This window comes from Enterobacter sp. PL_is514 (genome assembly GCF_055816715.1).
On record NZ_JBVPGN010000035.1, the window covers coordinates 75,179 to 92,651 of the forward strand.

At 52.3% G+C, this 17,473-nt stretch carries 19 protein-coding genes and 1 pseudogene; 9 read left to right on the forward strand and 11 right to left on the reverse strand.

All coding sequences use genetic code 11. From position 1 onward, the window contains the following. The first annotated feature begins 28 nt into the window (after positions 1-28). From AC0TNG_RS19125 to hslJ, 4 genes are all read left to right on the forward strand, one after another. The gene (locus tag AC0TNG_RS19125) at positions 29-1,429 is read left to right on the forward strand and encodes a cytochrome ubiquinol oxidase subunit I (RefSeq protein ID WP_473712652.1); all 1,401 of its coding nucleotides are present in this window, start codon (positions 29-31) and stop codon (positions 1,427-1,429) included. Next, the gene (cydB, locus tag AC0TNG_RS19130; RefSeq protein WP_045908839.1) at positions 1,429-2,439 is read left to right on the forward strand and encodes a cytochrome d ubiquinol oxidase subunit II; all 1,011 of its coding nucleotides are present in this window, start codon (positions 1,429-1,431) and stop codon (positions 2,437-2,439) included. The genes AC0TNG_RS19125 and cydB overlap by 1 nt, the downstream gene beginning before the upstream one ends. Beyond that, positions 2,439-2,567, forward strand: a complete 129-nt coding sequence (locus tag AC0TNG_RS19135; protein ID WP_008501283.1) for a DUF2474 domain-containing protein — start codon at positions 2,439-2,441, stop codon at positions 2,565-2,567. The genes cydB and AC0TNG_RS19135 overlap by 1 nt, the downstream gene beginning before the upstream one ends. 129 nt (positions 2,568-2,696) lie before the next feature. Then, complete coding sequence (gene hslJ / locus AC0TNG_RS19140; RefSeq protein WP_473712653.1) at positions 2,697-3,134, forward strand: heat shock protein HslJ; 438 nt, start codon at positions 2,697-2,699, stop codon at positions 3,132-3,134. Here hslJ and AC0TNG_RS19145 read toward each other — a convergent pair whose 3' ends face one another. Further along, positions 3,135-3,401, reverse strand: a complete 267-nt coding sequence (locus tag AC0TNG_RS19145; protein WP_023312003.1) for a putative hemolysin — start codon at positions 3,399-3,401, stop codon at positions 3,135-3,137. 271 nt (positions 3,402-3,672) lie between these two features. On the opposite strand from AC0TNG_RS19145, the gene nifJ reads away from it, so the two are divergent. From nifJ to AC0TNG_RS19160, 3 genes are all read left to right on the forward strand, one after another. After that, on the forward strand, positions 3,673-7,197 hold the full coding sequence (nifJ, locus tag AC0TNG_RS19150) for a pyruvate:ferredoxin (flavodoxin) oxidoreductase (RefSeq protein WP_473712654.1): 3,525 nt from the start codon (positions 3,673-3,675) through the stop codon (positions 7,195-7,197). 388 nt (positions 7,198-7,585) lie between these two features. Then, positions 7,586-8,695 carry a porin OmpC gene (gene ompC / locus AC0TNG_RS19155; RefSeq protein WP_032647495.1) on the forward strand — a complete coding sequence of 370 codons (1,110 nt, stop codon included), beginning with the start codon at positions 7,586-7,588 and terminating at the stop codon, positions 8,693-8,695. Between the two features lie 147 nt (positions 8,696-8,842). After that, entirely contained in the window at positions 8,843-8,968 is a 126-nt protein-coding gene (locus AC0TNG_RS19160; RefSeq protein WP_265589641.1) for a hypothetical protein, read from the forward strand. Between the two features lie 64 nt (positions 8,969-9,032). On the opposite strand, the gene AC0TNG_RS19165 is transcribed toward AC0TNG_RS19160, so the two are convergent. The 9 genes from AC0TNG_RS19165 to AC0TNG_RS19205 form a co-directional block, all read right to left on the reverse strand. Next, positions 9,033-9,110, reverse strand: coding sequence for a hypothetical protein (locus tag AC0TNG_RS19165; protein WP_223239581.1), 78 nt, complete (start codon positions 9,108-9,110; stop codon positions 9,033-9,035). Positions 9,111-9,178: 68 nt separating this feature from the next. After that, positions 9,179-9,601 carry a GFA family protein gene (locus AC0TNG_RS19170; RefSeq protein WP_032647497.1) on the reverse strand — a complete coding sequence of 141 codons (423 nt, stop codon included), beginning with the start codon at positions 9,599-9,601 and terminating at the stop codon, positions 9,179-9,181. 3 nt (positions 9,602-9,604) lie between these two features. Continuing rightward, entirely contained in the window at positions 9,605-9,802 is a 198-nt protein-coding gene (locus tag AC0TNG_RS19175; RefSeq protein ID WP_023312007.1) for a hypothetical protein, read from the reverse strand. A 90-nt stretch (positions 9,803-9,892) separates the two neighbouring features. Further along, positions 9,893-10,924 (reverse strand): methyltransferase, encoded by a 1,032-nt coding sequence (locus AC0TNG_RS19180; protein ID WP_473712655.1) that lies wholly within the window; start codon positions 10,922-10,924, stop codon positions 9,893-9,895. 258 nt (positions 10,925-11,182) lie between these two features. Then, complete coding sequence (locus AC0TNG_RS19185; protein WP_024907227.1) at positions 11,183-11,632, reverse strand: hypothetical protein; 450 nt, start codon at positions 11,630-11,632, stop codon at positions 11,183-11,185. 153 nt (positions 11,633-11,785) lie between these two features. Continuing rightward, a complete protein-coding gene (locus AC0TNG_RS19190) occupies positions 11,786-12,226 on the reverse strand; it encodes a VOC family protein (RefSeq protein WP_473712656.1) in 441 nt (146 codons plus the stop codon). Between the two features lie 72 nt (positions 12,227-12,298). Further along, the gene (locus AC0TNG_RS19195) at positions 12,299-12,643 is read right to left on the reverse strand and encodes a DUF1294 domain-containing protein (RefSeq protein WP_048991959.1); all 345 of its coding nucleotides are present in this window, start codon (positions 12,641-12,643) and stop codon (positions 12,299-12,301) included. A 95-nt stretch (positions 12,644-12,738) separates the two neighbouring features. Beyond that, entirely contained in the window at positions 12,739-14,262 is a 1,524-nt protein-coding gene (locus tag AC0TNG_RS19200; protein ID WP_157189268.1) for an EAL domain-containing protein, read from the reverse strand. Positions 14,263-14,545: 283 nt separating this feature from the next. Continuing rightward, a complete protein-coding gene (locus AC0TNG_RS19205; protein WP_473712657.1) occupies positions 14,546-14,866 on the reverse strand; it encodes a cupin domain-containing protein in 321 nt (106 codons plus the stop codon). Between the two features lie 141 nt (positions 14,867-15,007). Here AC0TNG_RS19205 and AC0TNG_RS19210 point away from each other — a divergent pair. After that, positions 15,008-15,076 (forward strand): annotated as a pseudogene (locus AC0TNG_RS19210) (hypothetical protein); the annotation flags it as partial. 35 nt (positions 15,077-15,111) lie between these two features. Continuing rightward, on the forward strand, positions 15,112-16,047 hold the full coding sequence (ttcA, locus tag AC0TNG_RS19215; RefSeq protein WP_061715008.1) for a tRNA 2-thiocytidine(32) synthetase TtcA: 936 nt from the start codon (positions 15,112-15,114) through the stop codon (positions 16,045-16,047). Between the two features lie 42 nt (positions 16,048-16,089). On the opposite strand, the gene dbpA is transcribed toward ttcA, so the two are convergent. After that, on the reverse strand, positions 16,090-17,463 hold the full coding sequence (dbpA, locus tag AC0TNG_RS19220; RefSeq protein WP_032647506.1) for an ATP-dependent RNA helicase DbpA: 1,374 nt from the start codon (positions 17,461-17,463) through the stop codon (positions 16,090-16,092). Positions 17,464-17,473 lie beyond the last annotated feature (10 nt).

Sequence of the window (17,473 nt, forward strand, 5' to 3'; positions counted from 1 at the left end):
TCGACATAATTACATCGCGGAGTTTTGCATGTTTGGTTTAGATGCTTTTCACCTTGCACGGATACAGTTTGCCTTTACCGTGTCCTTTCACATTATTTTCCCGGCCATCACCATTGGTCTCGCAAGCTACCTTGCCGTGCTCGAAGGGCTGTGGCTAAAAACAAAAAATCCGGTCTGGCGCTCCCTGTACCATTTCTGGTCGAAGATTTTTGCCGTCAACTTTGGCATGGGCGTGGTCTCCGGGCTGGTGATGGCCTACCAGTTTGGCACCAACTGGAGCGGCTTTTCGCAGTTTGCGGGCAGTATTACCGGCCCGCTGCTGACTTATGAAGTGCTTACCGCCTTCTTCCTCGAAGCCGGTTTCCTCGGCGTAATGCTGTTCGGCTGGAACAAAGTCGGGCCGGGACTGCACTTTTTCGCCACCTGCATGGTGGCGCTGGGAACCATCATTTCCACCTTCTGGATCCTCTCCTCGAACAGCTGGATGCAGACCCCGCAGGGCTATGAGATCGTCAACGGTCAGGTGGTACCGGTAGACTGGTTCGCCGTGGTGTTTAACCCCTCCTTCCCATACCGCCTGCTGCACATGTCTATAGCCGCGTTCCTGAGCAGCGCCCTGTTTGTGGGCGCATCGGCGGCATGGCATCTGCTGCGCGGCAATAATACCCCTGCCATCCGCGCGATGTTTTCGATGGCGCTGTGGATGACGCTGATTGTCGCCCCCATCCAGGCCATGGTTGGCGATATGCACGGGTTGAACACCCTAAAGCACCAGCCCGCTAAGATCGCCGCCATTGAGGGCCACTGGGAAAACCCGCCGGGTGAGCCAACCCCGCTGCTGCTGTTTGGCTGGCCGGATATGGAGCAGGAGCGCACCCGCTTTGGACTGGAGATACCCGCGCTCGGCAGCCTTATTCTGACGCACAGTCTGGATAAACAGGTACCGGCGCTGAAAGAGTTTCCAAAGGAAGACCGCCCGAATTCCACCATCGTCTTCTGGTCGTTCCGCATTATGGCGGGCCTGGGCATGCTGATGCTGCTGCTTGGGGTGACGGCTCTCTGGCTGCGCTATAAAAAGCGCGTTTATTCTTCCCGACCTTTCCTGTGGTTTGCGCTGTTGATGGGACCATCCGGGTTGATTGCTATTCTGGCCGGGTGGATCACCACCGAAGTGGGCCGCCAGCCGTGGGTGGTCTACGGACTCCAGCGAACGAAGGATGCGGTGTCTGCCCATGGCGATCTGCACATGAGCGTGAGCCTGCTGGCCTTCTTCATCGTTTACACCTCGGTATTCGGCGTGGGTTACAGCTATATGGTGCGCCTCATCCGAAAAGGCCCGCAGCCGCATGAGTCTTTCGCCACCGAGTCCGATGGACGTCCGGCGCGCCCGCTTTCTGCCGTCACTACTGAACATAAGGAGCAGCCATAATGGGTATCGATCTTTCCATTATCTGGTTTGTGATCATCGTCTTTGCCACGCTGATGTATATCGTGATGGACGGTTTTGATCTGGGGATCGGCATTCTGTTCCCGGCCACGCAAAACGCCGACGATCGCGACGTGATGGTCAACAGCGTCGCGCCGGTCTGGGACGGGAATGAAACCTGGCTGGTGCTGGGCGGTGCCGCCCTGTTCGGCGCATTCCCGCTGGCCTATGCGGTCATCGTTGATGCCCTGACCATTCCGCTCACATTAATGCTGATCGGACTTATTTTCCGCGGGGTGGCATTTGAGTTTCGCTTTAAAGCCACGCCGGCGCACCGTCCGTTCTGGGATAAGGCGTTTATAGGTGGTTCCATTCTGGCGACGTTTACCCAGGGCGTGACGGTGGGCGCCGTCATTAACGGCTTTACCGTCACCGGCCGGGCCTATACCGGCGGCCCCTTTGACTGGTTTACCGCGTTTAACCTGTTTTGCGGCGCGGGCCTGGTGGTAGCCTACGCGCTGTTAGGCTCGACCTGGCTGGTGATGAAAAGCGAAAACACGTTACAACAGCGGATGCGTGAAGTATCGAAAACACTGTTAATCGTGCTGCTGGCGTTTATTGCCGCCATTAGCCTCTGGACGCCGCTGGCGCAACCGGCCATCGCCGCGCGCTGGTTTACGCTGCCGAACCTGTTTTATCTGCTGCCCGTCCCTGCTCTGGTGGTGATTTTTAGCCTGTACCAGTGGCGCTGCCTGAATAATCCAGCCAGCCATAGCCGTCCTTTTATCCTGACGCTGGGGCTGATATTCCTCGGCTTTAGCGGGCTGGGGATCAGCATCTGGCCGCATATTATTCCACCGTCGATCACCCTGTGGCAGGCCGCCGCACCGACGCAAAGCCAGGGCTTTATGCTGGTCGGCGCGCTGTTGATCATTCCCGTAATTCTGGTCTACACCTTCTGGAGTTACTACGTTTTCCGCGGCAAAGTTCAGCATGGGGAGGGTTATCACTGATGCAACAACCGGTCTGGAAAAGATTGCTGTGGCTGGCCATTATCTGGGGCGGCAGCGTACTGGCGCTGGCTGCGGTCAGTATGCTCTTCCGTATGCTGATGACGGCAGCAGGGTTTAAATCGCATTAACTTCATCCCGGGCAACCGCAGCGTTGCCCGTCTCCTTCCCCCCGCACTTTCAGATAAACCCCATTAACGCACGGCAGAGTATCGTTACACTGGAAAAAGATTCACAGTATTTATAGTTTGAGAAGAAAAATGAAAAAGCTCATTGCGTTAAGTGTTATCAGTCTTGCCCTTACCGGGTGCGTTAATCCGGGTAAAGCCTCCGTTCAGCCGGAGCAACTTCAGAACCACCGCTTTGTGCTGGAAAACGTGAACGGTAAGGCAGTGAAGAGTGCGACAACGCAACCTGAGATCGGTTTTAGTGCCCTGCCTGATATCAGCCTGGTGAATAACATCAGCGTTTCTGGCCAGATGTGTAACCGCTTCAACGGACAGGGGAAATTGTCCGAAGGCGAGCTTAAAGTGAAAACGCTGGCCATGACGCGCAAGCTCTGTACTGAACCGCAGCTGAATGAGCTGGATCAGGCCATCGGCGACATGCTGCGCAAAGGGGCGCAGGTCGACCTGACGGAAGACCAGTTAACGCTGGCGACAGCCGATAAAACGCTGATGTTTAAGCGTGTAGAATAATCAGTAGTTACCGCAGCTTCCAACGGCAAGCGACTGTTCACTACAGCGTTTGCCGTTTGGCAAGGCGCACATCCCAATCGCAGAACCATCAAGCTGGCGGGCAACCGACAGCGAGCCGCCAATCATCGCGCAGTTAGCCTGACCCGAGCTGGACATCGCCGCCTTCATTCCCGGCGCCACGTGGGCTGCCGTTGCCTGCTGAACGGGTTCACTGCTACATGCCGACAACAATAATGCGGCACACCCTACCCAAAATGCTGAGCGCATGCTCTCTCCCCCATGAATAATGCGAAACCTATGCATAATAGGCATCCCATCCCGTGTCGTCGAGAGCGGAAGTGCGTATTTATGCGCTCCAGAAACAATTTCTCGCAATTTTTTCGCCAAAAGTTTGATCTACTCATTGATGGCGAGAATACCGAGGACACAAAAGCGAAAATCGTAAAATCCCCCGTTTGCTAGAATACACAGATAATATTCAGGGTTTGTCGTCGTTATACAGACCCCTATTTTTTGCGCAATGTAAGGGTGTTGTCCTATGCAAACTATTGACGGTAATGGTGCAGTTGCCTCAGTCGCGTTTCGCACCAGTGAAGTTATCGCCATCTACCCGATTACGCCAAGTTCGACCATGGCTGAGCAGGCAGACGCCTGGGCGGGTAACGGGTTAAAAAACGTCTGGGGCGATGTCCCGAGAGTAGTTGAAATGCAGTCTGAAGCCGGTGCGATTGCCACGGTGCACGGCGCGCTTCAGACCGGCGCGCTTTCCACGTCGTTCACCTCTTCTCAGGGATTGTTGTTAATGATCCCGACGCTCTACAAACTCGCCGGGCAACTGACCCCCTTCGTTCTGCACGTTGCTGCGCGGACCGTTGCCACCCACGCGCTCTCTATCTTTGGCGATCACTCAGACGTGATGGCCGTACGCCAGACCGGCTGCGCAATGCTGTGCGCCAGCAGCGTTCAGGAAGCCCAGGACTTTGCCTTAATTTCGCATATCGCCACGCTCAAAAGCCGGGTGCCGTTTATTCATTTCTTTGATGGTTTCCGCACCTCTCACGAAATTAACAAAATCGTCCCGCTGGCTGACGAGACAATCCTGAATCTCCTCCCGCAGGCGGATATCGACGCGCATCGCGCCCGCGCCCTGAATCCGGAACACCCGGTGATTCGCGGCACGTCGGCGAACCCGGATACCTATTTCCAGTCCCGTGAGGCCACGAACCCGTGGTACAACGCGGTTTACGACCATGTTGAACAGGCGATGAATGACTTTGCCGCCGCGACCGGTCGGGAATACAAACCCTTTGAGTATTATGGCCATCCGCAGGCGGAACGGGTCATTGTGTTGATGGGCTCTGCCATTGGCACCTGCGAGGAAGTTGTTGACGAGCTGCTGACGCGCGGCGAAAAGGTTGGCGTGCTTAAAGTGCGTCTCTATCGGCCGTTCTCGGCGAAACATCTGATTTCGGCACTGCCGGAGAGCGCGCGTACCGTTGCGGTGCTCGATCGCACCAAAGAGCCGGGCGCCCAGGCGGAGCCGCTGTATCTGGATGTGATGACGGCCCTGGCCGAAGCCTTTAATCATGGCGAACGTGAAACGCTGCCGCGCGTGATCGGAGGGCGGTATGGTTTGTCCTCCAAAGAGTTCGGACCGGACTGCGTGCTGGCGGTATTCAACGAGCTCAGCGAAGCGAAGCCCAAGCCGCGCTTTACCGTCGGCATTTATGATGATGTGACAAATCTGTCCCTGTCGTTGCCGGAAAACACCCTGCCCTCAACCGCCAAACTCGAGGCGCTGTTCTATGGTCTGGGCAGTGACGGCAGCGTCTCTGCGACCAAAAACAACATCAAAATCATCGGCAACTCCACGCCGTGGTACGCCCAGGGGTACTTCGTCTATGACTCCAAGAAAGCCGGCGGTCTGACCGTTTCCCACCTGCGGGTGAGCGAACAGCCCATCCGCTCTGCGTATCTTATTTCTCAGGCTGATTTTGTTGGCTGTCACCAGCTGCAGTTTATCGATAAATACCAGATGGCCGAACGCCTGAAGCCTGGCGGTATTTTCCTCCTGAATACGCCATACAGCGCAGATGAGGTCTGGTCGCGCCTGCCGCAGGAAGTGCAGGCGGTGCTGAACCAGAAAAAAGCCCGTTTCTTTGTGGTGAATGCGGCGAAAATTGCCCGCGAATGTGGCCTTGCCGCGCGTATCAATACCGTTATGCAGATGGCCTTCTTCCATCTGACGAATATCCTGCCGGGCGACAGCGCGCTGGCGGAACTGCAGGGCGCGATTGCCAAAAGCTATAGCAGCAAGGGCCAGGAGCTGGTCGAACGTAACTGGCAGGCGCTGGCGCTGGCGCGCGAGTCGCTGTTCGAGGTGCCTCTGCAGCCGGTCAACGCCGCAAGCCCGAACCGCCCTCCGGTCGTGTCCGATGCGGCGCCTGATTTCGTGAAGACCGTGACGGCGGCGATGCTGGCCGGGCTGGGTGATGCCCTGCCCGTCTCTGCGTTGCCGCCAGATGGCACCTGGCCGATGGGCACCACCCGCTGGGAAAAACGAAACATCGCCGAAGCGATCCCCATCTGGAAGGAAGAGCTGTGTACCCAGTGCAACCACTGCGTAGCGGCCTGCCCGCACTCTGCCATTCGCGCCAAAGTGGTGTCACCGGAAGAGATGGAGGCCGCGCCGGCCAGCCTGCATTCGCTGGATGTGAAATCCCGCGATATGCGCGGACAGAAATACGTTCTGCAGGTCGCACCGGAAGATTGCACCGGCTGTAATCTGTGCGTCGAGGTCTGTCCGGCGAAAGACAGGCAGAACCCGGATATTAAAGCCATCAATATGATGTCGCGTCTGGAGCATGTTGAAGAGGAGAAGGTCAATTATGACTTCTTCCTGAATCTGCCGGAAATCGATCGCAGCAAACTGGAACGCATTGATATTCGCACTTCGCAGCTGATCACGCCGCTGTTTGAATACTCCGGCGCCTGCTCAGGCTGCGGTGAAACGCCGTATATCAAGCTGCTTACCCAGCTGTACGGCGACAGGATGCTGATTGCCAACGCTACCGGCTGCTCATCTATCTATGGCGGTAACCTGCCCTCCACGCCGTACACCACTGACGCCAACGGTCGCGGTCCCGCGTGGGCAAACTCGCTGTTCGAGGACAACGCCGAATTTGGCCTGGGCTTCCGCCTGTCCGTTGACCAGCACCGCGCACGCGTGATGCGCCTGCTGGAACAGTTTGCCGGGCAGATCCCCGCCGGGCTCAATGACGCGCTTCACGCGGACGCGACGCCAGAGGTACGTCGTGAGCAGGTTGCTGAGCTACGTCAGGCGCTTCAGGGCGTGGCGGGCGCTGAACAACTGCTGACCGACGCGGACGCGCTGGTTGAAAAATCAATCTGGCTGATTGGCGGTGACGGCTGGGCTTACGACATCGGCTTTGGTGGACTGGATCACGTGTTGAGCCTGACCGAAAACGTCAATATCCTGGTTCTGGATACGCAGTGTTATTCCAACACCGGTGGTCAGGCGTCTAAAGCCACGCCGCTTGGCGCTGTGACGAAATTCGGTGAACACGGAAAACGCAAGGCGCGCAAAGATCTCGGTGTGAGCATGATGATGTACGGTCACGTTTACGTCGCGCAAATCTCGCTGGGTGCCCAGCTTAACCAGACGGTAAAAGCCATCCAGGAAGCGGAAGCGTATCCAGGCCCGTCGCTGATCATTGCCTACAGCCCTTGTGAAGAGCACGGCTACGACCTGGCACTCAGCCACGACCAGATGCGTCAGCTGACCGCGACCGGCTTCTGGCCGCTGTACCGGTTCGACCCGCGCCGTGCGGACGAGGGTAAGTTACCGCTGGCGCTGGATTCACGTCCGCCGTCAGATGCCCTGGCCGAGACGTTGATGCAGGAACAACGCTTCCGTCGCCTTAACGCGCAGCAGCCGGAAGTGGCCGAACAGCTCTGGAAAGACGCCGCGGCCGATCTGCAAAAACGTTATGATTTCCTGGCGCAGCTGGCGGGTAAAGCCGAAAAATCGACCAGCGACTAGTTTCTCAGCCCGGCGTGTCCGGGCTTTTTTTTGCCATAAAAAAACCCGGTGTATTCACACCGGGCGAATCCAGATAATCAATAAATATCTATTTAGTTTCCTAAATATTATTCACGCGAATTATGGATAAATAATCTTAAAGGCATATAACGCCGCCAAGAATAGCTTAACTAATGCCTGATTAATAATTTTAATTTATTATGTTTTGCATTAATACATTCATCAAACAGATGACCATTACCATTGATTTATTCGGTTTAGATTTTACTTAGTTCGTAACAATTATAATTTATTACTCTTACACAGGAGTGATTTAGCATGAGACAACTTTCTCATTCAGGAAGTTCAACAGGTAATTAAATAAAAACAACTGCAAAGGAATATCACAATGCAAAGAAAAGTACTGGCCCTGATGATTCCGGCTCTGTTAATGGCTGGCGCAACTCATGCAGCAGAGATTTATAATAAAGACGGCAACAAATTAGATCTGTACGGAAAAGTAGATGGTCTGCACTATTTCTCCGATGATAAAGGCGCTGACGGGGATCAAACCTATATGCGTCTGGGCTTCAAAGGCGAAACCCAGATCAACGACATGATGACCGGCTACGCACAGTGGGAATACAACATTCAGGCCAATAACACCGAAGGGTCTGATAACCAGTCCTGGACGCGTCTGGCCTTCGCCGGTGTGAAGGTGGGCGACTACGGTTCCTTCGATTACGGTCGTAACTATGGCGTGCTGTACGACGTGGAAGGCTGGACCGATATGCTGCCTGAGTTCGGCGGTGACTCCTACACCAAAGCCGACAACTTCATGACCGGCCGTGCCAACGGTGTGGCCACCTACCGTAACACCGATTTCTATGGTCTGGTGCAGGGTCTGAATTTTGCGCTGCAGTATCAGGGCAAAAATGAAGACGCCAGCAACAATCAGGAAGGCACCAACAACGGTCGCGACACGCGTCACGAGAACGGCGACGGCTTCGGTATCTCTACTACCTATGACTTCGGCATGGGCATTACTGCGGGTGCAGCCTACACCTCTTCTGACCGTACCAACGAGCAGGTGATGAATACCACAGCGGGCGGCGACAAAGCGGATGCATGGACTGCGGGCCTGAAATATGACGCCAATAACATCTACCTGGCGGCAATGTATTCTGAAACCCGCAATATGACGCCGTACGGTGATAACACCGACGCCGTGGCGAACAAAACCCAGAACTTCGAAGTGACCGCGCAGTACCAGTTCGACTTCGGCCTGCGTCCGACCCTTTCATACCTCCAGTCTAAAGGTAAGGATCTGGGCAACGGTCAGGGCGATCAGGATCTGGTTAAATACGCTGACGTAGGCGCGACCTACTACTTCAATAAAAACATGTCCACCTACGTTGATTACAAAATTAACCTGCTGGATGAAGATGACAGCTTCTACAAAAACAACGGCATCGGCACGGATGATGTCGTCGCGTTAGGTCTGGTTTACCAGTTCTGATTGCCAGAGCCCGCATTATGATGCGGGCTCAATTTTTTTTGAAGTACGTCACAAAAGACAGTTTCAGAAAAGGGTTGGTTGAAGGTAAGTTGAAAGAAAACGGGTTAAACTCAGGTGATAGCCCTTTCGTCACTAAGGATAACAGCGTTGTTTGGTCGTGTATCCCTTGCCGTACTTGCCCTTTTAGCCTTGCTGTGGATGGCGTTAATTTTTGATTTTGCTGATATTGTCGGGCATCTCGGCGCTGTGTTAACCCACCTGGATGGCGGTTAACAGGTTTTCCTGGAAAATAAAAAGCCACCAGCAGTGCCGGTGGCGGATAAACGCACAGGTCGCGTTATTTTTTCACCGGTTGAGGCTTTTTATCACCTGATTCAGGCGCCTCTCGCGGATCGTCTTTTTCAACACAGAGCATAGTCTCTCCTGTTTCAGATAACCACCCTCCACTATAGCCAGGCTGATTAAAGAATGGCCAGGCGGCAATTACGCCTCAACTGTCCCTTTCTTGCGAAAAGAGAGATAGCCAAACACCCCGCTGTCTCCATCCGAGGGATGGTTTACCCCGTCCATTACCTTCACCTCAGAGAAATCGAACGGTGAGACGTTTTCAAAGCAGGCAACATTCACGCCGTATTCGTTTGGATTGGAACGCCGCTGATGGAACGTGTAGATCCCGCACACCGAGCAGAAGAAGTGCCGTGCCGTTCCCGTGTTAAAACGGTACTCCGTGAGCTTATCCTCACCTTTTGTCACGGTAATCCCTGACAGCGGCGCAGAGACGACGACCGCACCCCGCATGCGACAAAAAGAACAGCTGCAGCGCCGCGCGGTATTCAGGCCATCCGTGAGCGCAACGGTAAAGGCCACCGCACCGCAATGGCACTGCGCATTACGACATTCAGCCATAGGCTATACCCCTTTTCTCACCAGCTCGGCGGCTTTCACGAAAACCTCGTCTTCTACACCATCGCCTTTTTGCCTGCCTAGCCTGACCAGCTCATCGACAATACTGTTGCGATGGATCGGTTTCTGCGCTGAAACCAGCCCAATAACGGCGGCCCCAATCGCCAGCCCCACTAATCCGGTTTGTTCATCTTTGTTTTTCATATTCATGCTCCTGGTACAACAGACAAGCGTAGCAGGAATACGGTAAAACGGAATGCCGGGCACATGCTCTGTGAATATTATTTAAACAGTTCAGGCAGGTATGACTTCTAAAATCGACAGATACGAACGGGTGTCTATTATTTTGTTCAATTTCAGATTGGTCTGTTCAAACAAGGCCTGATACTCAGACTCTGTTCGTGCCCGCCCTCCATCAAAACTTGTTAACAGAAGAAGGTCAATTTCAAATCGTCCCTGTTCATTATTTTCTTTTTTAATAAGCGGCTCAAAAATTAATAGCCGGGAGTTTTCTTTCATAGCCTTTCTGCAGCATTGAAGGATCTGAATGGCCTTCTCATCAGGCCAGTCCATCAAAATATATTTAAGCAGGTAAATGTCCGCTACAGGACAGGATTCAAAAAAGCTGCCCTCAACGGTCTTCCATCGACGATTATCCTTTAACAGGTGCAGTCGATTCCGCTCAAGCACGTCTTTTTGATCGAAGAGGATCCCCGTTAAGGTCGGATTTCGACGTAAAACGGCCAACAATAAGTTACCCAGCCCACCGGCGATATCGGCAACGACAGCGTTTTGAGGGAACGAATAGCTATCTGCGATGACTTCATTCTCTACGGATGACATAGAGGCCATACCCGCATGAAAAATGTTGCTGTCAGTCATCGTGTCATCATGCTGCCAGTAGTCGTAAAAAGGCTTGCCAAACAAATCATTAAAAACAGGTTTGCCTTGCAATATTTCATCCATTTTAGCCGCTGGCTGCCAGAATGTTGGGTCTGTCAGCATGAGCACCGCCGCACGCAAGGAAAATTCATGCTCAGAACAGAGGAATTGTGCTGAATGGCTAAGACTGTATTCAGCTTCAGATAATTCGTTGAACACCCCGCGAGAGGACAATACGCGCATGATCCGATGAAGATAGTCGCCATCGACATTAAGCTCATCCGCCAGTTGCGTAACGGATTTTTTTCCTTCAACCAGACGATCTGCGACCCCTAATACCGCGACCGCCCGAAGTGCTGCCTGCCAGACAAAACCCATGCTTTGCTCTAACAGACACATTCCCTCTTTACGGCTTAGTAAATCCAGACTATTACGTTGCGACATTTTCTGCTCCTTACCAGTAAAGATGTGCTGAACAACTAAAACGCCGCTAGCAAGCGTAAGTCTGGTAGTGAGCTTTATCCATAATGTCAGAAAGGATTATTTGTGCGGTTTCGTACCGTTTAGCATACAGTCCATTTCAATACGTAAAAAAACAGGGCCACTTACTCCTTATTTTGATTAATAACACCACGACACTATTATTTCATAAATGATTACCATGATAGAAATAATACCTGTCGCGAGACAGACATTTCATCGTTAGAATCTCGGTGCCAGCCCGTATTTTGGCGTTTTTATATTTGCCGCCCAAATTTTGATATCGTTTTGCAGGAGAATAGTGAAATCAGATTTCAAATGCGTCACCATGCCATTGACGCTGTCCGCATCCACCACTGAAAAATGTTCAATTCTGTTCTGCCCTATCTGAACACAATCATATTTAGCGGGCAGGACTTTACCATTCACATTTAGCGGAAGGTTATTATCACCACAACGGCCTTCAGTAATATATGACACCAGCAAGTTAGCGGATTTTCGCCCTGGCTGAGAAACACTCACCATGACGGGAAAGCCTTCCGAGGTTTGTGTCATATCATAAAGGACCGCATTTTTGATATACCAGGTATTATATTCCCGTTCCTGAAAAGCAGACCAGGAAGGCGCAGAAAAGACAGACAGCACTGCCAGTATAATAGAATTTATTTTCATGGGATGTTGTCTTCCTTGTTGTTGCACGTATTATTCAGATTGTGCAAAAAACAGCAACCACTTAAGAATAGTCCTACTACTATTGGCAGTGATGGAGGATTAATTAACGACGTGCGATGCGCCCCATTTCTTCGTTCCAGACGTTTACCCGCGTTATTTATCCCGATTCATCGTTCGAATCGCTTCCAGACCGACACGCTGTCCAAATGACAGTTCTAACGTATTTCCATCGGGATCGGCAAAAAAGACATAGTAGCCGACGGGCTCGCCTACGTTCTCAGGCGCTTTCCTTAGCACGCCTTCAGCGGTGGCCATCGCGGTTTTTCTGTCAATTTCTTCGCGGGTCGCGCAGGCAATACCCAGATGCCCGAAGCTACCCAGCGGCGTATCGGTCACGGTATCGGCCTGTACAAGAACAAGTGCAAAAGGACGAGTATGGTCGCTAAGCCATGCCACTTTTCTTGCATCAGGCATATCGGGTTCACGCAAATGAATGACCTCCATACCGGCATAGCGACGATAGAAGGCAATACTCTTTTCCAGGTCTCTGACCATAAACGCGACATGAGTGAAACCTACATCAATCTCTTTCATTTTAAGATGTTACTCCCTTATCAACGTGGTGCTGGCATCTTAAAAGCTCAAGTTAACTTGATGTCAATACGTTCATAAAGAAGAAACAGGAGAGAAATGGTAAAGCACCGCCATCATGCCGATGCTGACCACGACGCTTAAGAAAAAGTAGGTTTTGAAGGGCTGCTTTTGGGTTTTATGGCGAAAAAGCTGCTGGCCCACAATGGCGCCAGGCCAACCTCCTGTCACGCCAAATACCAGCAACGTAGCTTCCGGTACCCTGCGCATCCCTTTACGCGCCGCCATTTTATCAGCGCCATACAGAGCCAACGTCAGCACATTGATCAGCAGAAACCACATCACCACAGGATTCGAGGCCAGAAAGCTACCGATTGCAGCAAAGATCAGGAGTAAGTAACAAAAGCGATTGAGGGTCATAGCACAAGCCACCGGGTTGTTGAGCGGTTTTGGAAGAGGGAGTATACGCTATCTTAGAAATGTTTCAGGCTGAAACGCTGATTGCGGGTTAAACCTCATTCCACCCTCACTTTAACTTTTGGCTTCGACAAGAGAACTTTGAGCAGCTCCTTGAAAGGAAGAGGTTTATAGAAGAAAAAACCCTGTAAAAAACGGATATGATTGCGCGTGAGGTAATCAAGCTGCTCTTCTGTTTCAACACCTTCCGCCACGATACTAATTGAAAGTTTTTTTGCCAACTCCAGCACCGAATCCAGGATCAACGTTGAATCCTCATTCGCGTTAACCCTGGCAACAAAGCTTTGGTCGATTTTAATGTAATCAATATGCAGCGCTTGCAGATAGGATAGACCTGAGTATCCCGTACCAAAGTCATCCAGGGCAATAGCAAATCCGTTGTTATGCAGCTCATTCAGCGTCTTAACGAGATGTTCATCGATGTGGAGCGGTTCGCGCTCGGTCACCTCAACGACAAGATTAAGATCCTGTTGAATAAAACTGTGTTTGTAGTGGAGGCACTCTTCAACAAAGGTGGACGCAACGATATGAGAAGCGCTGAAGTTCATTCCTACGTGAAACCCTTCTGGCAGCAACGTTGAAATAGAATTCATCTGCTTTGCAACCTGTCTCATTAAACTTTGAGTTAACGGAATAATTAACCCTGATTTTTCAGCGAGAGGAATAAAGGACGCGGGAGAAATAAACCCCGATTGCGGATGCTTCCATCTGGCCAGCACTTCTACGCCACGCAAGGTGCCCTCTTTTCCGCTCACGACGGGTTGGTAATAGGGAATAATTTCATTTCTGTAGATGGCAGTACGCAGAGATTCCTCAGGCGAAATATCCTTAGAGAGATAACGCTGCAAAAGATAAGCAGGAAGAGAGGAAATGAGCAACAGAAATAACAACACCCCACCGGCCTGGTCGAATAATCTCGTCAGGCTAAACAGAGGCGGAGCGTTAAATTGAATCGCGAAAGGAAAATCAGCATCTTTTACCGTCAGTACATCTTTGTTCGAATGGGCTGCCGTCAACACATCGCCTGATTGGCCTAAGATACGATCGCCGACGTTCAGTGAATATCCCACGCCACGTAATGGCATATTCAGCGCATCCCGGATATGGCTGTCACTGATGCTCACCATGATTCGGCTTCCGGCATGATTTGTCTGGTATAAGAGAACCGGCAGGCCGTTGACCGTACTTTTCGCTGGAACGAGTAGTAACGATGCTGCAGGCAGCGCAGAGCCGTTAACCAACAACACGCGGTTTCCCGGTAAGGAGGAGCACCAGACCGCATCTTTTTTCAGAATAACGATCGTTCTCAGATGTGGTTGTAATGCCGCTTCAGTGCCGAGCCGATACTGTCCTTCAGCATCACACTCATTCTCAGCAAGCTGCATTGCAATCTGGGTCGCATGACGGGCTTCTTTAAGAATGACGTTCATGTTCCGCACGACATAGTGCGCCCCTGCAAAGCTGTCAGCCCGTGCAGAATACCAAACCTGTAAATTGATAATAAAAACGCCCAGCAAAAATATTGCCGTGGCTGCAGCTACGGGGATAGATGCATGGCGCATTTAGGGTTCTCGATTAGAGTGAAGTAACCGCTTCAGCGATGCTGAAGCGATTGAATTGTCATCGTCTTAATCATGGTAGATAACATAATAATTACCATGTCAGGCGTCGAAAATTTTCATTCAGACCCGAATATTTGGTCTGCTCCCATGGCGCAATAAACAACATCATCGAGGGGAAAGATATAAGGCCACCGAATGGCAGCCCTGCTGATACGTTTTCATTAATTTCAGGTAGACTGAGAGCCAGATCAAAACGACACCCTGACACTTCATCGCAAGCCGCTTAAAGCGAGGCCACTTCCGTTTCTGGTAAATCAATGATAACCAGTGTGCCAAAACTGCCTGTTTCGACAGTATGGGGAGTGCCAGCTTTGGCTACATAAAGTTGTCCAGACGTCACAGAGATTTTTTTACCCTTCACGCTCAGCTCCAGACGCCCATCAATGACCAGTAACCCCTCGTCATACTCATGAACCTCTTCAATCACTGAGCGTTCATCCATTCGTAAAACTTTGAGATTCGCAGTTCCAAAGCGGCCTAATACATGAGAGTGCCAGGCCTCCGGTAATGCAAGTGCTTCGGTTTTGAGGTCATAAAGCGACATAACGTCATTCCTTTTGATGTTCGTTTAACGCTCTTATGCCATACAAGTTTCCTCCCGTCATAGAACAAATATGGAAAACCAGGACGAGTAATGTGCTATAGGAGGCCTTGAAACCACAGCGCACGCTGACAGTGTTGCAACGCCAGATATAACCTCGCTGCAAAACGTGCTGGCATTCGCCGCCGGAATCCGTACCATACGCGGCATACAATTTTTGCCCCTGCTGGCTCCGAAGGTAGTACTCAATGCAAGAGAATCAAGAGATTAACAAAAAAGAGCAATACAACCTGAACAAACTGCAAAAGCGACTGCGCCGTAACGTGGGCGAAGCCATTGCAGACTTCAACATGATTGAAGAAGGCGACCGCATCATGGTTTGCCTGTCAGGGGGTAAAGACAGCTACACCATGCTGGAGATCCTGCGTAATCTTCAGCAAAGTGCACCGGTGAAATTTTCCCTGGTGGCGGTCAACCTTGATCAGAAGCAGCCGGGTTTCCCGGAGCACATTCTGCCGGAATACCTCGAGAAGCTGGGCGTTGAGTACAAAATCGTCGAAGAAAATACCTACGGTATTGTGAAAGAGAAAATCCCGGAAGGGAAAACCACCTGCTCTCTGTGCTCTCGCCTGCGCCGCGGCATTCTGTATCGTACCGCGACGGAGCTGGGCGCGACCAAAATTGCGCTGGGCCATCACCGCGACGATATCCTGCAAACGCTGTTCCTCAATATGTTCTACGGCGGCAAAATGAAAGGCATGCCGCCTAAACTGATGAGCGATGACGGTAAACACATTGTGATCCGCCCGCTTGCCTACTGTCGTGAAAAAGACATTGAGCGTTTTTCTCAGGCTAAAGGGTTCCCGATCATTCCATGTAACCTTTGCGGCTCTCAGCCGAACCTGCAGCGTCAGGTGATTGGCGACATGCTGCGCGACTGGGATAAGCGTTATCCGGGTCGTATCGAAACTATGTTCAGCGCGATGCAGAACGTTGTCCCTTCCCATCTCGCGGATGTAGAACTGTTTGACTTCAAAGGCATTAACCATGACTCAGACGTGGTGAATGGCGGCGATCTGGCGTTTGACCGGGAAGATATTCCCATGCAGCCAGCCGGCTGGCAGCCGGAAGAAGATGACAATCAGTTTGAAGAGTTGCGTCTGAACGTGCTTGAAGTGAAGTAAGCGATTAGCGTCTCAGAAACATCTTCTGAGACGCTTGATGCTTTATTTCAGCAGACGTACGCGACAGGTTTTACCCTTAATTTTCCCGTTCTGCAGCTGCTTCCATGCCTTATGGGCCACCGCCTGGCGAACCGCTACGTAAACATGCGCCGGATGAACCGCAATCTTACCGATATCCGCTCCGTCCAGTCCCACATCTCCGGTCAGCGCGCCTAATACGTCACCTGGACGCATCTTGGCTTTTTTACCGCCATCAATGCAAAGCGTCGCCATTTCGGCTTCCAGCGGCACCAGGCTGACGCCAGCAGGGGCATTCATCCAGTTCAGCTTCATCTGCAGCATCTCAGAGAGAATATTGGCGCGCTGCGCCTCTTCCGGTGCGCAGAGGCTGATCGCCAGACCGCTGTTTCCTGCACGTGCGGTACGGCCAATACGGTGCACGTGCACTTCGGGATCCCACGCCAGCTCAAAGTTCACCACCAGCTCAAGGGATTTAATATCCAGACCGCGCGCAGCGACGTCGGTTGCGACAAGAACACGGGCGCTGCCGTTAGCGAATCGAACCAGCGTCTGATCGCGATCGCGCTGTTCCAGATCGCCATGCAGCGACAGTGCGCTCTGCCCGGCGGCATTGAGGGTATCACAGACCGACTGACAGTCTTTTTTGGTATTACAGAACACCACGCAGGAGGCAGGCTGATGCTGGCTCAGCAACTTCTGCAGGAGCGGAATTTTCCCCTGCTGCGAGGTTTCAAAGAACTGCTGCTCGATAGCGGGCAGCGCATCTACGCTGTCGATTTCAATGGTGAGTGGATTTTTCTGCACGCGCCCGCTGATGGCGGCGATAGCGTCCGGCCAGGTCGCAGAGAACAGCAGCGTCTGACGGTCGGTGGGTGCGAAACGGATCACCTCGTCAATCGCATCGCTGAAGCCCATATCCAGCATCCTGTCTGCCTCATCCATCACCAGCGTTTGTAACGCATCCAGCGAGACGGTGCCTTTTTGCAGATGATCGAGCAGGCGGCCAGGCGTGGCGACAATAATGTGCGGCGCATGCTGGAGTGAATCACGCTGCGCGCCGAACGGCTGTCCGCCGCAGAGGGTTAAAATCTTGGTATTAGGCAGGAAACGCGCCAGGCGACGCAGTTCACCCGCAACCTGATCTGCCAGTTCGCGGGTCGGGCACAGCACCAGAGACTGGGTCTGAAAAAGCGCCGCATCAATATGCTGCAACAGGCCGAGGCCGAATGCCGCCGTTTTCCCGCTGCCCGTTTTCGCCTGTACGCGCACGTCACGGCCCTCGAGGATGGCAGGCAACGCGGCCGCCTGAACAGGCGTCATCGTGAGGTATCCCAGCTCGTTGAGGTTATCGAGCTGGGCAGCGGGCAAAACATTCAGGGTAGAAAAAGCGGTCACAATAGTCTCT

Bases quoted from the DNA above. Each gene is read 5' to 3' on its own strand.
- AC0TNG_RS19185 (WP_024907227.1), bottom strand. From the start codon at position 11,632: ATGAAAATAAATTCTATTATACTGGCAGTGCTGTCTGTCTTTTCTGCG.
- AC0TNG_RS19205 (WP_473712657.1), bottom strand. From the start codon at position 14,866: ATGTCGCTTTATGACCTCAAAACCGAAGCACTTGCATTACCGGAGGCC.
- ompC (WP_032647495.1), top strand. From the start codon at position 7,586: ATGCAAAGAAAAGTACTGGCCCTGATGATTCCGGCTCTGTTAATGGCT.
- AC0TNG_RS19135 (WP_008501283.1), top strand. From the start codon at position 2,439: ATGCAACAACCGGTCTGGAAAAGATTGCTGTGGCTGGCCATTATCTGG.
- nifJ (WP_473712654.1), top strand. From the start codon at position 3,673: ATGCAAACTATTGACGGTAATGGTGCAGTTGCCTCAGTCGCGTTTCGC.
- AC0TNG_RS19125 (WP_473712652.1), top strand. From the start codon at position 29: ATGTTTGGTTTAGATGCTTTTCACCTTGCACGGATACAGTTTGCCTTT.
- AC0TNG_RS19165 (WP_223239581.1), bottom strand. From the start codon at position 9,110: ATGCTCTGTGTTGAAAAAGACGATCCGCGAGAGGCGCCTGAATCAGGT.
- AC0TNG_RS19170 (WP_032647497.1), bottom strand. From the start codon at position 9,601: ATGGCTGAATGTCGTAATGCGCAGTGCCATTGCGGTGCGGTGGCCTTT.
- AC0TNG_RS19175 (WP_023312007.1), bottom strand. From the start codon at position 9,802: ATGAAAAACAAAGATGAACAAACCGGATTAGTGGGGCTGGCGATTGGG.
- AC0TNG_RS19200 (WP_157189268.1), bottom strand. From the start codon at position 14,262: ATGCGCCATGCATCTATCCCCGTAGCTGCAGCCACGGCAATATTTTTG.
- ttcA (WP_061715008.1), top strand. From the start codon at position 15,112: ATGCAAGAGAATCAAGAGATTAACAAAAAAGAGCAATACAACCTGAAC.
- hslJ (WP_473712653.1), top strand. From the start codon at position 2,697: ATGAAAAAGCTCATTGCGTTAAGTGTTATCAGTCTTGCCCTTACCGGG.
- AC0TNG_RS19145 (WP_023312003.1), bottom strand. From the start codon at position 3,401: ATGCGCTCAGCATTTTGGGTAGGGTGTGCCGCATTATTGTTGTCGGCA.
- AC0TNG_RS19195 (WP_048991959.1), bottom strand. From the start codon at position 12,643: ATGACCCTCAATCGCTTTTGTTACTTACTCCTGATCTTTGCTGCAATC.
- AC0TNG_RS19180 (WP_473712655.1), bottom strand. From the start codon at position 10,924: ATGTCGCAACGTAATAGTCTGGATTTACTAAGCCGTAAAGAGGGAATG.
- cydB (WP_045908839.1), top strand. From the start codon at position 1,429: ATGGGTATCGATCTTTCCATTATCTGGTTTGTGATCATCGTCTTTGCC.
- AC0TNG_RS19190 (WP_473712656.1), bottom strand. From the start codon at position 12,226: ATGAAAGAGATTGATGTAGGTTTCACTCATGTCGCGTTTATGGTCAGA.